Origin of the sequence: Streptomyces sp. NPDC099050, from assembly GCF_044759865.1 — a bacterium.
Classification (GTDB): Bacteria; Actinomycetota; Actinomycetes; order Streptomycetales; family Streptomycetaceae; genus Streptomyces.
Genome location: NZ_JBIWAE010000041.1, coordinates 1 through 16,397, shown reverse-complemented (window position 1 = coordinate 16,397; position 16,397 = coordinate 1). Strand labels below are relative to the sequence as shown.

General features: G+C 73.0%; 10 protein-coding genes and 2 pseudogenes. 8 read left to right on the top strand and 4 right to left on the bottom strand.

All coding sequences use genetic code 11. The features are described from left to right. Positions 1-22: 22 nt before the first annotated feature. From ACIQV3_RS38225 to ACIQV3_RS38215, 3 genes and pseudogenes are all read left to right on the top strand, one after another. Positions 23-4,060, top strand: a complete 4,038-nt coding sequence (locus tag ACIQV3_RS38225; protein ID WP_403721299.1) for a HAMP domain-containing protein — start codon at positions 23-25, stop codon at positions 4,058-4,060. After that, complete coding sequence (locus ACIQV3_RS38220) at positions 4,057-6,537, top strand: SpoIIE family protein phosphatase (protein ID WP_403721297.1); 2,481 nt, start codon at positions 4,057-4,059, stop codon at positions 6,535-6,537. The genes ACIQV3_RS38225 and ACIQV3_RS38220 overlap by 4 nt, the downstream gene beginning before the upstream one ends. Positions 6,538-6,566: 29 nt before the next feature. Then, positions 6,567-7,046, top strand: a pseudogene (locus tag ACIQV3_RS38215) (N-formylglutamate amidohydrolase); the annotation flags it as partial. Between the two features lie 177 nt (positions 7,047-7,223). On the opposite strand, the gene ACIQV3_RS38210 reads toward ACIQV3_RS38215, so the two are convergent. Beyond that, the gene (locus tag ACIQV3_RS38210) at positions 7,224-7,877 is read right to left on the bottom strand and encodes a GNAT family N-acetyltransferase (protein WP_403721295.1); all 654 of its coding nucleotides are present in this window, start codon (positions 7,875-7,877) and stop codon (positions 7,224-7,226) included. Positions 7,878-8,029: 152 nt separating this feature from the next. Between ACIQV3_RS38210 and ACIQV3_RS38205 the strand changes: the two are divergent. The 4 genes and pseudogenes from ACIQV3_RS38205 to ACIQV3_RS38190 all read left to right on the top strand — a co-directional run bounded on the left by ACIQV3_RS38205 (position 8,030) and on the right by ACIQV3_RS38190 (position 12,122). Further along, positions 8,030-8,442 (top strand): annotated as a pseudogene (locus tag ACIQV3_RS38205) (cytidine deaminase). Positions 8,443-8,649: 207 nt separating this feature from the next. Then, entirely contained in the window at positions 8,650-9,348 is a 699-nt protein-coding gene (locus tag ACIQV3_RS38200) for a beta-glucanase (protein ID WP_403721293.1), read from the top strand. A 464-nt stretch (positions 9,349-9,812) separates the two neighbouring features. After that, on the top strand, positions 9,813-10,877 hold the full coding sequence (locus tag ACIQV3_RS38195) for a WD40/YVTN/BNR-like repeat-containing protein (protein WP_403721291.1): 1,065 nt from the start codon (positions 9,813-9,815) through the stop codon (positions 10,875-10,877). Positions 10,878-11,384: 507 nt separating this feature from the next. After that, positions 11,385-12,122 carry an SAM-dependent methyltransferase gene (locus ACIQV3_RS38190; RefSeq protein ID WP_403721386.1) on the top strand — a complete coding sequence of 246 codons (738 nt, stop codon included), beginning with the start codon at positions 11,385-11,387 and terminating at the stop codon, positions 12,120-12,122. 19 nt (positions 12,123-12,141) lie between these two features. Here ACIQV3_RS38190 and ACIQV3_RS38185 read toward each other — a convergent pair whose 3' ends face one another. Together ACIQV3_RS38185 and ACIQV3_RS38180 are read right to left on the bottom strand one after the other, a co-directional pair. Beyond that, the gene (locus tag ACIQV3_RS38185; RefSeq protein ID WP_403721289.1) at positions 12,142-12,828 is read right to left on the bottom strand and encodes a DUF4230 domain-containing protein; all 687 of its coding nucleotides are present in this window, start codon (positions 12,826-12,828) and stop codon (positions 12,142-12,144) included. Positions 12,829-13,275: 447 nt separating this feature from the next. Beyond that, complete coding sequence (locus ACIQV3_RS38180; RefSeq protein WP_403721287.1) at positions 13,276-13,989, bottom strand: hypothetical protein; 714 nt, start codon at positions 13,987-13,989, stop codon at positions 13,276-13,278. Positions 13,990-14,122: 133 nt separating this feature from the next. On the opposite strand from ACIQV3_RS38180, the gene ACIQV3_RS38175 reads away from it, so the two are divergent. Continuing rightward, a complete protein-coding gene (locus tag ACIQV3_RS38175; protein WP_403721284.1) occupies positions 14,123-15,028 on the top strand; it encodes a D-hexose-6-phosphate mutarotase in 906 nt (301 codons plus the stop codon). Positions 15,029-15,067: 39 nt separating this feature from the next. On the opposite strand, the gene bla is transcribed toward ACIQV3_RS38175, so the two are convergent. Next, positions 15,068-16,027 (bottom strand): class A beta-lactamase, encoded by a 960-nt coding sequence (gene bla, locus ACIQV3_RS38170; protein ID WP_403721282.1) that lies wholly within the window; start codon positions 16,025-16,027, stop codon positions 15,068-15,070. Positions 16,028-16,397: the final 370 nt, after the last annotated feature.

Below are 16,397 nucleotides of genomic sequence, written 5' to 3'. Positions count from 1 at the left end.
TTCGAGTGTGAGGTTGGGGCGGATGGCCGAGCGGGCGGGCACGGGTTCGGTGGACGGGGCGCCCCCGCTCCCGGGCGAGGGCGAGGGCGAGGGCGGGATCGGCGAGGCGGAGCTGCGCAGGCTGCTGGCCGGGCTGACGGCCGTGCGCGACGGAGACTTCCGTACGCGGCTGCCCGATGCGGCGGACGGGCTGCTCGGGGAGATCGCCACCGTCTTCAACGGGATGGTCAACCAGCTGTCCCTGTTCACCTCCGAGGTGACCCGGGTGGCCCGCGAGGTGGGCACCGAGGGGACCCTGGGCGGCCAGGCCGACGTACCGGGAGTCGGCGGAGCCTGGCTGGACCTCACGGATTCGGTCAACTTCATGGCCGGAAACCTGACCGCCCAGGTGCGCTCCATCGCCCAGGTCGCGACCGCCGTGGCCAAGGGCGACCTCTCGCAGAAGATCAACGTCACCGCGCGCGGGGAGATCCTGGAGCTGAAGGAGACCATCAACACGATGGTCGACCAGCTCTCCGGATTCGCCGGCGAGGTGACCCGGGTGGCCCGCGAGGTCGGCACCGAGGGCCGGCTCGGCGGCCAGGCGGACGTCCAGGGCGTCTCCGGTACGTGGAAGGACCTGACGGAGTCGGTCAACGTCATGGCCGACAACCTGACCGCCCAGGTGCGCTCCATCGCCGAGGTCACCACCGCCGTGGCCCAGGGCGACCTGACCCAGAAGATCCGGGTTGACGCGCGGGGGGAGATCCTGGAGCTGAAGGAGACCATCAACACGATGGTCGACCAGCTCTCCGCGTTCGCCGACGAGGTGACCCGGGTGGCGCGCGAGGTCGGCACCGAGGGCAATCTTGGCGGTCAGGCCACGGTCCGGGGGGTCTCCGGGACCTGGAAGGACCTGACGGACAACGTCAACGTCATGGCGTCCAACCTGACCGGACAGGTGCGTTCCATCGCCCAGGTGGCCACCGCCGTCGCCCGCGGCGACCTCTCGCAGAAGATCATGGTGGAGGCCAAGGGCGAGGTCGCCGCGCTGGCCGGGGTCATCAACACGATGGTCGACACCCTGTCGGCCTTCGCCGACGAGGTGACCCGGGTGGCCCGCGAGGTGGGCACGGAGGGCCGGCTCGGCGGCCAGGCCCAGGTCCCCAACGTGGCGGGTACCTGGAAGGACCTCACGGACAACGTCAACTCCATGGCCAACAACCTCACCGGCCAGGTCCGCAACATCGCCCTCGTCACCACGGCCGTGGCCAACGGCGACCTGTCGAAGAAGATCGACGTGGACGCCCGCGGGGAGATCCTGGAGCTGAAGACCACCATCAACACGATGGTCGACCAGCTCTCCGCCTTCGCCGCCGAGGTCACCCGCGTCGCCCGTGAAGTGGGCAGCGAGGGCCGCCTCGGCGGCCAGGCCGAGGTCGAGGGCGTCTCCGGTACGTGGAAGCGCCTGACGGAGAACGTCGACGAGCTGGCCGGCAACCTGACCCGTCAGGTCCGGGCCATCGCCGAGGTCGCCAGCGCGGTCGCCGAGGGCGACCTGACCCGCTCGATCACCGTCGACGCCTCGGGCGAGGTCGCCGAACTCAAGGACAACATCAACTCCATGGTCGGCTCGCTCCGCGAGAGCACCCGGGCCAACCAGGAGCAGGACTGGCTGAAATCGAACCTGGCCCGTATCTCCGGCCTGATGCAGGGCCACCGGGACCTGGGCGCCGTCGCCGAACTCGTCATGGACGAACTGACCCCGCTGGTCGCCGCCCAGTACGGAGCCTTCTACCTCGCCGAGGAGCGCCCCGGAGGCACCGTGCTCACCCTCGTCGGCTCCTACGGGCGTTCCGCCGCCGCGCAGGAGGGCGCCGCCTTCGCCCTGGGAGAGTCCCTCGTCGGCCAGGCGGCCCGCAGCCGCCGGATCATCGCCACCGACCAGGTCCCGGGCGGGTACGTGATCTCCTCCGGGCTGGGCCACACCACCCCGGGCAGCCTGATCATCCTGCCGATCGTGGTGGACGACCAGATCCTCGGCGTGATCGAGCTGGCCTCCTTCTCCGTCTTCAACCCCGTGCACCGCGACTTCCTGGCCCAGCTGATGGAGGCCATCGGCGCCAACGTCAACACGATCGTGGCCAACGCCCGCACCGACGAACTCCTCGGCGAGTCCCAGCGGCTGACCGGCGAACTCCAGGCCCGCTCCGAGGAACTCCAGGTCCAGCAGGAGGAACTCCAGCGCTCCAACGCGGAGCTGGAGGAGAAGGCCGCCCTCCTCGCCAGCCAGAACAGCGACATCGAGGCCAAGAACCTGGAGATCGAGCAAGCCCGGCAGGAGCTGGAGACCCGTGCGCAACAGCTGTCGCTGGCCTCCACCTACAAGTCCGAGTTCCTGGCCAACATGAGCCACGAACTGCGCACCCCGCTCAACAGCCTCCTCATCCTGGCCCAGTTGCTCGCCCAGAACCCCGCGCGCAACCTCACCCCCAAGCAGGTCGAGTACGCCGGAATCATCCACTCGGCCGGCTCCGACCTCCTCCAGCTGATCAACGACATCCTCGACCTGTCGAAGGTCGAGGCCGGGAAGATGGACATCAACCCCGAGCGGGTGCACCTGCCCCAGCTCCTGGAGTACGTCGACGCCACCTTCCGGCCGATGACCACGCAGAAGAGCCTCGACTTCACCGTCACCACGGCCCCCGGCGCCCCCGACGACCTGCTCACCGACGACTCGCGCCTGCGCCAGATCCTGCGCAACCTCCTGTCGAACGCCGTGAAGTTCACCGAGCGCGGAGGCGTCGAGCTCCGCATCGAACCGGCCGCGGCCCCCGAGATCCCCGCCGCTCTCACCCGGCGCGGTCCGATGCTGGCCTTCCGGGTGCGCGACACGGGCATCGGCATCCCCGAACAGCAACTGGAGTCGGTCTTCGGGGCCTTCCAGCAGGCCGACGGCACCACCAGCCGCAAGTACGGCGGGACCGGCCTCGGGCTCTCCATCAGCCGCGAGATCGCCCAGCTCCTCGGCGGGGCCGTCACCGCGGAGAGCGCCCCCGGCCAGGGCAGCACCTTCACCCTCTACCTGCCGGTCAGCCGCGCGGACTACGAGGACGCCACTTATGCCGAGACCCCCCAGGCGCTCCCGCCCGGGGCCTCGCACCGGGCGGTGGCGGAGCAGGGCGGCCGTCCGGGCCGCCCCGTCCTCCCGGAGCAGCGCAGGCCCCGGCGCCTGCTGGTGATCGAGGAGCGGACGAACGGTCTGCTCTCCCTCGTCGCCGAGAGCGCCGACCGGGACTTCGCCCCCGACCACCTGAGGGCGGGGGAGCGGGGCGGCATTCACGTGGTCAACGCCACCAGCTCCCGCGAGGCGGCCGCCGCCCTGGCGGCGCACTCCTTCCACTGCGTCGTCCTGGCACTGGACCTGCCCGACGGCGAAGCGCTCCGCTTCCTCGACGCCCTCGACGGAGACCCGGCCCTCGCCGCGCTCCCCGTCCTCGCCCACAACAACCCGCGGGTGCGGCCCGGCCAGGAGGAGGCCCTGCGCCGGCGGTCCGCGTCACGCCGCGTGGAACTGCTCTCCAGCCTGGACGAGCTGCGCGAACGCATCGCGCTCCACCTGTCCGCCGAACAGCCCGGGGACGTCCTGCCGCTGGTACAGGGTGACGCGCGGCGCCGGCACGCCGATCACGTACCCGAGAGCGACCTGGCCGGACGTACGGTGCTCGTCGTCGACGACGACGCACGCAACCTCTTCGCGCTGAGCGGGGTCCTGGAACTGCACGGCATGCGCGTGCTCCACGCCGAGGACGGCCGCAAGGGCATCGACGCCCTCGTCCGCAACCCCGGCGTCGACATCGTCCTGATGGACGTGATGATGCCCGAACTGGACGGCTACGCCGCGACCGCCGAGATCCGGCGGATGCCGCAGTACGCGGACCTGCCCATCATCGCCGTCACGGCCAAGGCCATGCCCGGGGACCGGGAGAAGAGCCTCGCCGCGGGCGCGAGCGACTACGTGACCAAACCGGTGGACGCCGACGACCTCATCGCCCGCATCCGTCGCAGGCTCACCCCGTGACCGGCGACACCCGCCGGCACGGGGATGCCCACCGGTACGACGACGCGCGCCGGCCGGGAGCACCGGACGGCGACCGCCCCGCGGGCGTCATCCCGCAGCAGGCTCCGACCCCCCTCGGCCGCCTCGTCGCCACCGTGGAACGCCTGCGCCGCGAGGTGCTGGAGGCGCAAGCGGCCGCCGACGGGAGGGCCTTGGTCGAACTGGCCAAGGGCATCCTGATCGGGCAGCTGCGCTGCACCCCGGCGGCGGCGGCCCGCCAGCTCGACGTACTGTGCCGCGAGAGCGGGATGTCCCCCCTCGAACTTGCGGCGGACATCGTCAACCAGGCCTCCCGCGACCACGTCAGCGAGATCGCCGCCGAGTTCGTCGAACGTACGGGTGCGGGTGCGGGTGCCGGTACGGGCGCGGGCGCTGCCGCGCACGGCGGCGACCCGGCCGATCAGCCGTCCACGGTGTCGGTGCGCCTGCGCACCGCCGAGAGCGGAGTGCTCGCCGTCACCGCCGACACCCAAGCGGTCGCCGAGTCCCTCCTGACGAACGCCCTGGGCCCCCTGGGAGCGGTGGCGGTGGCCGTGTGGGCCGCGGAGCCCGACGGTTCGCTGTCCCTCGCCGGCCACGCCGGGTTCCCGCCCAGGGAGGCCGCCCGCTGGCGCCACGTCCCCCCGGGCGTCTCCACCGTCGCCCGCCTCGCCCTGGGGGAACGCCGCCTGGTCACCCTCACCGCCATGGACCGGGAGGGGCTCCCCTCCGTAGGCCGCGCCGAATGGCCCGGCGGCGGGAGGATGGCGGTGCCCACGGGGACGGGCGGACGGATCCAGGGAGTCCTGGAGATCTGCTGGCCGCAGCCCCTGGAGCCGCAGGCACCCCAGATCGAGCGCCAGGTCGAGGCCCTCGCCGAGCTGTGCGCCCGCACGATGGACGCCGCGCCCCCGTACGACCCCCTGGCCGCGGAGGCGGTCCTGCCGGACGTCGCCGAGCTCATCGACCTCGCCGAGGGGCTCCAGGACCCGGCCGTCGTCCTCACCCCGGTACTCGACTCCGACGGCCGGCTCGCCGACTTCCGGATCCGGCATACCGGCAGCCGCTTCGTCGACCCGGTGGGACGTCCGCGCGGCGACGTCAACGGCGCCCTGCTGCTGGAGGCCTACCCCCTGGCCGCCGGCGAGAGCGGGCTCTTCGACATCATCGAGCGCGTGCACGCGACGGGCGAGCCCTTCCGCGCCGAACGCATGAGCCTGACCGCACTCGTCGACCAGATCCCGCTCACCTCCGTCGCGAACATCAGCGTCAGCCGCCACGGCTCGGCCGTCCTGCTGATCTGGCGGATCCATGACGAGACCGCCCGCCTGGCGGGCCTCCTCCAGCACGCCCAGCGCCTGGGCCGGATCGGAGGCTTCGAAGAGAACCTCGTCACCGGCGAGACCACCTGGAACGCCCAGCTCTACGATCTCCACGGACTCCCGCCCACGGCGCCCCCGGTCCGGCTGGGGGAACTCCCCGGCTACGCGCACCCCGACGACTCCGCGGCCGTCCAGCGCTTCCTGCGCGCGGTGCTGCGCCACCACCGCCCCGCCTCCGTCAACCTCCGCCTGCGCAGACCCGACGGAATCACCCGCCACATCCGGGTCGTCGCCGAGCCCGTCCTCGACGCGGACCAGCGGCTGCACGCCGTGCGCGGCGCCTACCAGGACATCTCCGCCCAGCACTGGACCGAGGTGGCCCTGGCCGCGACCCGGGACCAACTCGCCCACACCGAGGCCGAGTCCGCCGAACGCAGCCGCCTGGCCCTCCAGCTCCAGCACGCCATCATGCCCCCCACCCCGCAGGCCATCGAGGCTCCGGGCCTGCGGGTCGCCGTCCGCTACCGGCCGGCGGAGATCGAGGCGCTCGTCGGCGGAGACTGGTACGACACCGTGGTCCTGCCTTCCGGACTGATCATGCTGTCGGTGGGCGACGTCGCCGGGCACGGCATCGAGGCGGCCACCGGCATGGTCGTCCTGCGCAACGCCCTGCGCGGTCTCGCCGTCACCGGGGCGGGCCCCGCCCAGCTGCTGTCCTGGCTCAACACGGTCACCCATCACCTGGCCAAGCACGTGACGGCCACGGCCGTCTGCGGTCTCTTCGACCCGCGCACGAGGGTGATGCGCTGGGCCCGTGCGGGCCACCTGCCCCCCGTACTGGTCCGGCGCGGGCAGGCGGAGGCCTTCCCGCTCATCGAAGGGCTGCTCCTCGGCGCCCTGCCCGATGTCACCTACGTCGAGCGGGAGGTGCGGCTCGAACCGGGCGACACGCTCCTGATGTACACGGACGGGCTGGTGGAGCGCCGGGACTCCTCGGTGCAGGAGTCCCTCGGCCACCTCGTGCACGCGGCGGCCGCCGCTGACGGGGACCTGGACGGCCAACTCGACCGGCTCCTCGCCGAGAGCCGCTCCGACACGGACGACGACACGTGCGTGATCGGCATCCGGGTCGGCTGACGGCCCCGGCCCGCCCGGTCGATGACCCCATGGCCAACGGGGAACGACAAGTGATCCACCGACCCGAGTCCTTCGAGGTCCTTCCCGGCGCCGGCACGTCGCCGGTGATCCTGCACGTGCCGCACTCCTCGCGCGTCATACCAGATTCCGTCCGCCGTGCGATCCGTCTGTCCGACCCGGCGCTCGACCGGAACTCGACCACATCACCGACGCGCACACCGCCGAGATCGCCGCGGCGGCAGCGGCCGCCTGCGCCGTCACCCCGTGGCGCTTCGTGAACGGTCCGTCCCGGCCGGTCATCGACCCCGAGCGGTTCCCCGACGAGCGCGAGGAGATGACGGCCCTCCCGTACGAACTCCACGGTGACGGCCACCGGCCGCCGATCTGCCTGGGCACGGACGCCTTCCACACCCCGGCCACCCTCCTGGCCGCCGCCGGGGGAGACGTTCGCGGGCTTCGGGGGCACGGGGCTCGACAGCCCGTCCGCCGGAACGCACGTGCCGCTGAAGCCTGACCGTGGTCCGCCCGCCGCGAGCCCCCGGCCCACCCCAACACCCGCGACGGCCGCTACCGGGACTCGGGCGCCGCGATGACCCTGGCACCGGTACCGCCCGCGGCCGGCCACAAGGCGGCGTACACCGTGGGCCTCGCCTGACCTATCGTTCCGCCGACGCCGCCGGTCCGGCTCAGCCGGCCGCGTCGGACGGCTCGTACCAGAGGCTCGTCATCGGGGAGTGCGTGGTCCAGCCCAGCGCGGAGTAGAGCGCCTGGCCCTCCGGCGTGCCGACCAGGACGCCGGTCCTCGCGCCGGTCTCGTGGGCGGTGCTCTGCAGTGCGCGCATCACCAGGCCGCCGAGGCCCCTGCGCCGGTGTTCGGCGGCGGTCTCGACCTGGTCGACCACGGCGTGCGCGCCGGCGTGGGCGATCTGTCCCCGGGCGGCGAAGTGCCCCTCGGGCGTGCGGACCAGCACGCGGCTGACGCCGCCCCGGGTCCACCGGGTGAGCGTGTAGCCGGCCGGTACCTCGGGGCGTTCCGCCGCGAGACGACAGGTCATCAGGAAACCGGCGATGTCGTTCCGCCAGCCCGGTCCCACCCAGGGCAGGACCGTTTCCTCCGCGGCGAACAGCTTCAGCCAGGTCCCCGGCGCGCTCGTCGAGGCGACGATCTTGCGCACATCGGCCTCGGAGGGCTCCGGCAGCACGTGCCGGGCCACGTGCTTGGCCTGCCCGACGTCGATGGTCCATCCCCACGGCTCGTCGATCGGGTCCGAGCTGCCGCGGGAGACGACCCAGCCGTCGATCCACATCCGCACGAGCTCATTGATCCTGGTGTCCGGCATCGCCGCGCGCCCCCTGAAGAGTAATAGATGCTATCGATTGTTGAACCTTACATAGGGGGGTTAGGCTTGACCAGGGGTGCGGATCTTCGCTTGCGCGCCGTCGCCGCGCGGGTGAACGTGGCCCGACACCGTACGAAGCGAAGGCAGAGAAGATGACCGCGCACGTCCACCCCGTCGACCACGAACTCGTCCGGGCCGCGGCCGACGTCGCGCGCACCCGGTGCCGGGGCGACAACCACACCATGGCCGCCGCGGCCCGTGCCCGGGGCGGCCGGATCATCACCGCGGTGAACGCCTGCCACTTCGCCGGAGGCCCCTGCGTGGAGCTGGTCGTCATCGGTGCGGCGGCCGCCCAGGGCGCCTACGAGCTGGACGCGATCGTCGCCGTGGGCGACCGAGACTGAGGGGTCGTCCCCCGTGCGGCCTGTGCCGGCAAGTCCTCCTCGACTACTTCCCCCCCCTGAAGGTGATCGTGGGTCAGGGCGACGGTGTCCGTGCCGTCCTCATCGCCGAGTTGCTGCCCGAGACCTACGTCTGGGCCGACCACCAGCTCGAAGCCGAGTAGAGCGCCATCCGGAGGTCACCGGCATCCCGCCCTCAGCGCCGTCGGCAGGGCCGTGCTGGGAATGGTCCAGCCCATGGGCAGGCCTGTGCGCTCGGGTGACCCGCCGGACGGATCGCAGGAACTCAGAGTGCCGCGATCGTCACGACAGGTGACGATCCGAGTGTGCGGGGGACTCCTGGCGGGCAGATATCCGCCATGCTCTCGGACATGATCGAACGGCTGCGGAACCTGCCCCGCCCGCGCCGCACCCCCGTCTTCACCGCCGACTTCGCCTCTCCCGCCCAGTGGATCGCCGGCCGCTCGTGGGCGTATCCCGACGGCGGCCCGGTCAACCCGGGCGACAACAAGCTGGACCACCTCACCGAAGACCCCGCCTACAGCCGCGCCGGAACCTTCCGGGCGACACGGCGTCCCGACGGGAACTGGGACAGCGGGCTGCTCACCACCGAGGGCAGCGACGAGGGCTTCGAGGTGCGCACCGGAGACGTGCTGGAGGCCCGGGTGAAGCTCCCGGTGGGGCTCGGCGCCTGGCCGGCCATCTGGACCTGGCGCGACGGAGGCCAAGAGATCGACGTCTTCGAGTACCACCCCGACAATCCGGACCTCCTCGAACTCTCCAACCACGTCCGGGAGGCGCACCGTTACCACCGTGACCCGGCGGTCAGGCCCGGAGGATGGATCGACCTGAAGGTCGAGTTCGGGAGGAGTTCGGTCATCTGGTGGGTCAATGGCGACCGGGTCTTCAGCGACGGCAGGGGAGTGGGGCGGAGCTGGTCCGCCTACCTGATCGTCAACCTCTCCGTCTGCGCGGGCCGGTACCACCCGGCGCCGGAGCCCGGGGTCACGGAACTGTCCTACGAGGTCACCGGGCTACGGGTGTACCGCACACGCCGAGGCCTGCTCTGACACCGACTACGCGCCACCGACGACGCGCCGGACTCCCGTGCGGCGGAGGGAAAACCCGTTGGCCGGACCGCCCCCGAGCTACGAGGAGATCGGTCCGGACGGTCCCCATATGACCTGCGAGGCGTGCGGGCTGACCGTGGCGGGCCGGATCGACGACTGCTCGCTCTGGCGGTCGGGCTGGTTCGCACCGGCCGCGGTGCGCCGCCTCCCCGTCGGCAACGCCGACTACGCCCACTGCGCCGGTAATGCCGACAACGCAGGCAACGCGCGCGGGGGCGACCCCGGGCAGCACTGCGTCGAGGGTGCGTGGGATGACCGGCCGAGAGTCCCCGTACGGCGGGGCAGGAGTACGAGCGATGCGGGATCCGCCTCGAATCCGGGGGCGGCCGGTGGCCGGGAAGCGCCCTGGACGGTGAATCCGGGGTGCGTTAGCTTCCGGCGCCATGAGACTTCTGGGAGTTGGCATGTGCGCCGCGGCTCTGCTGCTGGGGGTGGTGGCCGCCCCGGCGCAGGCCGCGGACGGGTCACGGGACCTCCGCGGTGCGCGCTGGGCGCTGAAGGAGACCGGCAGGGACGCCCGGTTCAGAGGACTGGCCGCCGTGAGCCGGTCCACTGCCTGGGTGGCCGGCTCGAAGGGGACCGTGCTGCGGACCTCTGACGGCGGCCGCAGCTGGCGCGACGTCTCACCACCCGGGGCGGTCGCGGAGGGACTCGAACTGCGGGACATCGAAGCCTTCGACGGGCGGCGCGCCGTGGCCCTGTCCATCGGCGAGGGCGAGGCCTCCAGGGTGCTGCGCACCGAGGACGGCGGCGCCACGTGGACGGAGACCTTCCGGAATCCCGACCCGCGGGCCTTTTACGACTGCCTCACCTTCTTCGACTCCCGCCACGGGATCGCGATGAGCGACCCGGTGGACGGCAGGTTCCGCATCCTGTCCACCGAAGACGGCGGCCGGAGCTGGCGGGTCCTGCCCAATGCCGGAATGCCGGACGCGCTGCCGGGCGAGGCGGGCTTCGCGGCGAGCGGCCAGTGCCTGGTGTCCGCCGGGCCGCGCGACGTCTGGCTGGCCACCGGCGGGGGCCCGGTCGCTCGGGTGCTCCACTCCGCGGACCGCGGGCTGACCTGGCAGGCGGCCGAGTCCACCCTCCCCGCGGGCGACCCGGCGCGCGGGGTCTTCGCCCTCGCCTTCAAGGACCGTACGAGGGGCCTTGCGGTCGGCGGCGACTACCGCACCGGGCAGGCCTCCCCACAGGCCGCCGCGGTGTCCTCGGACGCGGGCCGCACCTGGAGGCAGGCCTCGACCCCGCCGCCCGCCTACCGATCGGGTGCGGCCTGGCTCCCGTACGGCGCCGGCGCGGCCCTGGCGGTGGGCCCGACGGGCACGGACCTGACCCGGGACGGCGGCCGCACCTGGCGCACGCTCGACCCGGGTTCCTTCGACACGGTCGCCTGCACGGCGGACGGCGGCTGCTGGGCCGCGGGGGAGAAGGGTCGGGTCGGCCGTCTGGAAGGGGTCCGCAGGGGCTGATCGGATCCGGCGTCAGCCGCCGGGGGAGTCACCCGCCGCAGTGCGTCACCGCAGCCCGCGGTGCGTCACCCCCGCGGTGCGTCACCCGCCGCCGTGCGCCGCCCGAAGGTGCGTCAGATAGGCCTCGGGGTCTGGGCCGTGTGCCCGGTCCGGGGCACCGCTCCGGACGTGCGCCAGGTCTCCGCCGGAGCCGATGCGCAGCATGGTGGTGGCCGCGTGGGGGTGCCGGGTGGCGCAGCGCGTCGGCGTCGACGACCGGGACGCCGGGCCCGAACATGGCCGCCGCCCGGGCCGCGGTGTCGCCGGTGGCTGCCCGGTCCGGTTGGCGCTGCTGACGTAGAGGTGCGGAGAGCCCGCCAGCAGCGGCGACAGCGGCCGCCAGTGTGCGGGTGAGGTCTTCGAGGCTCGTACGGGGCACGGCATCCGCGGATGTGCCGTACACGAATGTTCGGATCCGTGATCGAAATCGAGATGCGCACGGCCTTGGCGGGCTGGCAGGCTGCACCGGTGAACCGTGAACACATCTCCGGGATTGCCCATGCCGATCACCCGATAAAATCCCCGCTCGACGACGACTCGGTACGCCGCCTCCTGGAACGGGGCCTGCCGCGCGGCGACGAGCGCGTGCTCGATCTCGGGTGCGGCACCGCGGAATGGCTGCTGCGCGCCCTGACCGTCCACCCGGAGCTGCACGCCGAGGGAGTCGACGTGTCCGAGGACGCCCTGGCGCAGGCCCACGAGACGGCGGTCCGCCTCGGGGTCCGGGACCGGCTGGTCCTCCACCGCCAGGAGGCCGCGGACTTCGCCTCCGCGCAGCCGTTCGACCTGGTGCTCAGCGTCGGGTCCACCCATGCCTTCGGCGGTCTGCTGCCCACCCTCGCCGGCGCGGCCAAGCACCTGGCCCCCGGCGGCCGGGTCCTGATCGGCGAGGGATTCTGGGACCGCTCCCCTTCCCCCGAAGCCGTCGAGCTGTTCGGGGAGCAGGCCGATCTTGCGACCACCGTGGAACAGGTCGTCGCCGACGGGTGGACCCCCGTCCACGGGCACGTCAGCACGCGCCGCGAACTGGACGACTACGAATGGGCCTGCTGGGGGTCGCTGGCCTCCTGGGCCCTGGACCGCCCCGCCGATCCGGACGGCGCGCACGTACTGGCCACGGCCACCGCGCGCCGCACCGAATGGCTGCGCACCTACCGGGACACCTGGGGCTTCGTCTCCCTGGTCCTGCGCCGGACGTCGGGCTGAAGGGTCCCGCCTGGCGGCGTCACACGTAGGCGACCGTGACCTCCCGGAAGCCCAGGGAGCGGAGCAGGCCCTCCAGCATCGCGGTGGTGTTCTTCTCCGTGCGCTCCGCGAGGCCGCTGTCGCGGGCGGCTTCCGTGATGTGCTGAACGGCCAGGCGCTGTACGGCCTGTTCGCCGGCCGGATTGTCGGTGAACAGGTCACCCAGCCGGTCGAGCAGCCCCCGCTGCTTGGACACGGCGTACGAGCGGTCCAGGTCCAGCGCGGCCGTCCCGAGGACGGCGTGGGGCAGCCGGAGCGAAACCTTGGTGCGCTCCTCGTTGACGGTGACGGCCTGCTCGCCGAGCCCGCCCAGATCCACGTAGCCGCTTACGGAACCGGCTCCGACGTAGAGGGTCCGGGTTCCCCGGACGGAGTCCGGCAGGAAGGCCGCGTCCTTCTCCAGGTCCACCACGACCTGGAAGTTCCCGGCGGCGCCCTCGTAACGGTGCATGTCCTGGATCGACTTGAGCAGGACCGGCCCCGAACGGTCCACGGTGTCCTGGCGGAACAGACCGCCGAAGCCGGGCAGCAGACTGAACCGCCCGGCGAGCACCAGGACCAGACCCAGTACCACCAGCCCACCGACTGCCCGTCCCCACCACGGCAGCCGCCGCGGCTCTCTTCGCGGTGCGGGTTCGCGCTCCGCGTCGTGCGATGAGTTGTCCATACCCTGCGGATGCCCGCCCCGCGCGGCCCCACTCCCCGGATCCGGCAACGGCCGCGTCCACGCTCGACGTTACGGCCACCGCAGGCCCCGGTGAGTGCCCGGCCGTGATCGCGCCGCCCCTCGCCCCTGCGCCCGTGTCCGTCGGACAGGGATCGGATCCGTCGTCAGGACTACGAGGTGCCGTTCTGTGCGGCTTCGGCGTGGGCCGAGCGGCCGGGCGCGAACGACATGCGGTTCCAGGTGTGGCGGCGGCCGCGGATGGCGATAGGGCCGCCTCGTCACCGAGACCCTTGCGCAGCTCCTCGGTGACCCGGGCCATGCCGTCGTAGGCGCCGCCCGTACCGGGGTTGGCGGTGATGCACAGCAGCGCGGCGCCCATGTCGACGAGGCGCCGGGCGTGCTCGGAGGTGGCTCGGCGGATCTCCGGGACGTCGCCGGGCTCCAGGTTCACGCCCACGGGGCGGCCAGAGCACCCAGGGGGCCGTGGGCCGCGACCACCCACCAGTTGTTCCGTGCAGCCGGGGCCTGCGACTCGGCCTCCCGGACCACGCTCTCGTACACGACTTCGGGTACCCGGCGGGCCAACGGCAGCCAGGAGCGCAGGGCGTGCCGGAGCCGCGGCAGCACCCGCCGCACGGTCGCGGGGGAGCAGGCGGGCAGCAGCCGGGCCGCCTCGTGATCTCCCCAGGTCGTGCGGACGGAGTCGATCAGGGCATCGGGCAGGGGAGCCGGGGTGCGGAGAAGGGCGACGACGAGCTGTTCCCGGGCCGCGGCCGTGACCCGGTCGCTCACCAGGGCATCGGCGGTCGGACGTATGCGGCCGCTGCGGAGCGCGACCAGCGCCTGGGCCCGTACGGCCCCGTGCGGATCGGAGAGCCCCGCGACGAGCAGATCCGCGAGTCGCGCACCGTGAGCCGGGTCGGAAGGGACGGCGCGTGCGCAGATCAGGGCCGTGGCCCGGGTGTCCGGAACGTGCCGGCCGGGGTCGGCGAGCTCCGCGAGCAGGTCGGGCACCTCGGCCGGAGGCAGCGCGCGCACCCGGGCGACGGCGGTGCGGACCCGCTCACGACGGCCGTGCGGAGCGAGCGAGGCGAGGAGCCGGGCGGCGGCTTCCCGACCGGGCCGGGCGGTGTGGTGCGGGGGCCGCTGGGAGGTGCTCATGTGGCCATCGTGCAAGAGGGGGTGGACGAGGAGCGAGCCAATTCGAGTTCACGGCCGCGAGCACCACGCATCGAACAACCCTCCCCGACCGAGAGGATTTGACCCGGTCTGCGCCGTGAAGCAAGGTCGGGGCATGGATCAGATCTTCGAGAAGTTCCGGACCCTGCCCGTCGAGGAGCAGCTCTCCCCGGCCCTCACCCGCCGCAGGTACGCGGACTTCCCCGTTCTCGTCGTGGACCACCCGCGCGCCGGACAGGCGTGCGTGAGCCTCCAGGGCGGACAACTGGTCACCTGGCGCCCTGCCGCCGCCCGTTCCGAAGACCCGGGCGTCCTGTGGTCCGCCGACCCGGACCTGTGGCGGCGCGGAACGGCCGTGCGCGGTGGCGTCCCCCTCTGCTGGCCGTGGTTCGGCCCGTCGGGCCCCGCCGGCTCGCCCTCGCACGGGTTCGCGCGGACCAGCGACTGGGAGCTGACGGCGTGGGAGGAGGACGCGGACCGGGTCGTCGTGGAGTGCACGCTGCGGCCCTCGCCGGCGACCCGCGCCGTGTGGCCCGAGGAGTTCGTCCTCGTGGCGCGGTACACCCTGACCGACACCTGCCTCATCGAGATCGAGGACCGCGGCGACCACACCGCCACCGCCGCCCTCCACACCTACGTACGCATCGGCGACCTCGGCCGGGCCCACCTCGCGGGCCTCGGCCCCGAACACACCGACGGGCTCACCCGGCGCCACTACGAGGACGAGGACGGCACGCTGACCCCGGTGGACCACGTCGAGCGGTTCCAGACGGCGCCGGCGCCCGTCACGACGGTGCGCGACGAGGTGCTGGGAAGGATCGTCGCCCTCACCCACCACGACCACAGCGACGTGGTGGTCTGGAACCCGGGCGCGGAACTCGCTCGCGGCATGGCCGACGTCGCGCCGCGGGAGCACCTGCGCTTCCTGTGCGCGGAGACAGCCCGGGTGGGCCGCCCGCTGGTGGCGCAGGAGGGGCGGCCGGGCCGGCTGGCGGTGGAGCTCCGGATGACGGAGCACTGAGGGCGGGGGATTCCGGTCCGAGAGCGCCTCGGGCCCGGGTCAGCCCCCGGTCAGCGCGACGGCGAGGAGCGCGGCGGTCCGGGCGATGAGCGGGTCGTCGGGCGCGGCGCCGGGATCGGGCTTGGTCGTCAGGACGGCGATGACCAGGGGCGCCCGCCCGGGGGGCCAGACGACGGCCACGTCATTGTTGGTCCCGTACGCGCCCGCCCCCGTCTTGTCCGCCACGGTCCAGCCCTCCGGCAGACCGGCCCGCAGCCGCTCGCCGCCCGTGGTGTTGCCCAGCAGCCAGCCGGTGAGCCGCCGCCGGTCCGCCGTCCCGAGGGCGGTGCCGAGGGTGAGCCGTTCGTAGGTCCGCCCGATGGCGTACGGGGTGGTCGTGTCGGTGATCCGCCCGGGCTCGGCGCTGTTCAGGTCCGGTTCCCACCGGTCCAGACGGGTGCTCGCGTCCCCGGTCGATCGGGCGAAGCGGGTGACGGCGGCGGGACCGCCCAGCTCGCGCAGCAGGAGGTTGGCGGCGGCGTTGTCGCTGAAGCGGATCGTGGAATCGCACAGCTCCCCGATCGTCATCCCCCGGGCGAGGTTCTCCGGCCTGCCGGTGATCGGGGCGTGCCCGGAGGCGGCTGCCTCCGCGGCGGTGTAGTGGACGCGCTTGGCCAGGAACTCCCCGTCCCGGTCGAGGTCGCGCAGTACGGCGGCCACGGCGAGGGTCTTGAAGACCGAGCAGAGCGGGAACCGCTCCTGCGCCCGGTAGCGCACCGTGCGGCCGGTGGCGGTGTCGCGGGCGTACACGCCCAGGCGGGCGGAGTGCTCCCGCTCCAGCTCCGCCAGCCGGCGCGACACGGCGCCGGTGCCGGGGCCGCTGCCGGAGCCGGTCGCGGCGACCGCGCCGCCGCCCGCCGGCAGCGAGGCCGCCAGCGCGGCTCCGGCCCCGAGGGCGAGCAGGGCGCGTCGGGACGGAATCCTCCCTGTGTAGTTCACGGTCGTCTTCCTCTTCCTCATCCTCTTCCGCTCCGGACCAAGATCTCCACCTTCCCCCAGACATGTCCCGGGGCGATGGTTCCAAACGGATGCCCGGCCGCGGCCTTCGATGCGGGGTCTGAAAAGCCCGCTCGCCTTCCCCTGAAAGGGGTACGGTCGGCCACGGAGGGTGAGATCGGGGTGGTGGGGCGGTGACCCGCCCCACAGGACCTAGGTCACATACGAGGCGGGATAGTAGTCCTTGAACGTCCCCTACCCGCCCCCACACACCCGCCCCCACCTGCGCGGATACCCGCTCGCGCCTCGGGGGGTCGTTGCGCCCCGGCTGCGAGGGCCACTAGTAAGAGGGGTCGTTGCCAGGGGCCCGGGACCCCCGTAGAACTGGATGAGT

Coding starts and splice junctions, on each gene's coding strand:
- ACIQV3_RS38225 (WP_403721299.1), top strand. CDS start 23: ATGGCCGAGCGGGCGGGCACGGGTTCGGTGGACGGGGCGCCCCCGCTC.
- ACIQV3_RS38180 (WP_403721287.1), bottom strand. CDS start 13,989: ATGAGCACCTCCCAGCGGCCCCCGCACCACACCGCCCGGCCCGGTCGG.
- bla (WP_403721282.1), bottom strand. CDS start 16,027: ATGAGGAAGAGGAAGACGACCGTGAACTACACAGGGAGGATTCCGTCC.
- ACIQV3_RS38175 (WP_403721284.1), top strand. CDS start 14,123: ATGGATCAGATCTTCGAGAAGTTCCGGACCCTGCCCGTCGAGGAGCAG.
- ACIQV3_RS38210 (WP_403721295.1), bottom strand. CDS start 7,877: ATGCCGGACACCAGGATCAATGAGCTCGTGCGGATGTGGATCGACGGC.
- ACIQV3_RS38185 (WP_403721289.1), bottom strand. CDS start 12,828: ATGGACAACTCATCGCACGACGCGGAGCGCGAACCCGCACCGCGAAGA.
- ACIQV3_RS38200 (WP_403721293.1), top strand. CDS start 8,650: ATGATCGAACGGCTGCGGAACCTGCCCCGCCCGCGCCGCACCCCCGTC.
- ACIQV3_RS38195 (WP_403721291.1), top strand. CDS start 9,813: ATGTGCGCCGCGGCTCTGCTGCTGGGGGTGGTGGCCGCCCCGGCGCAG.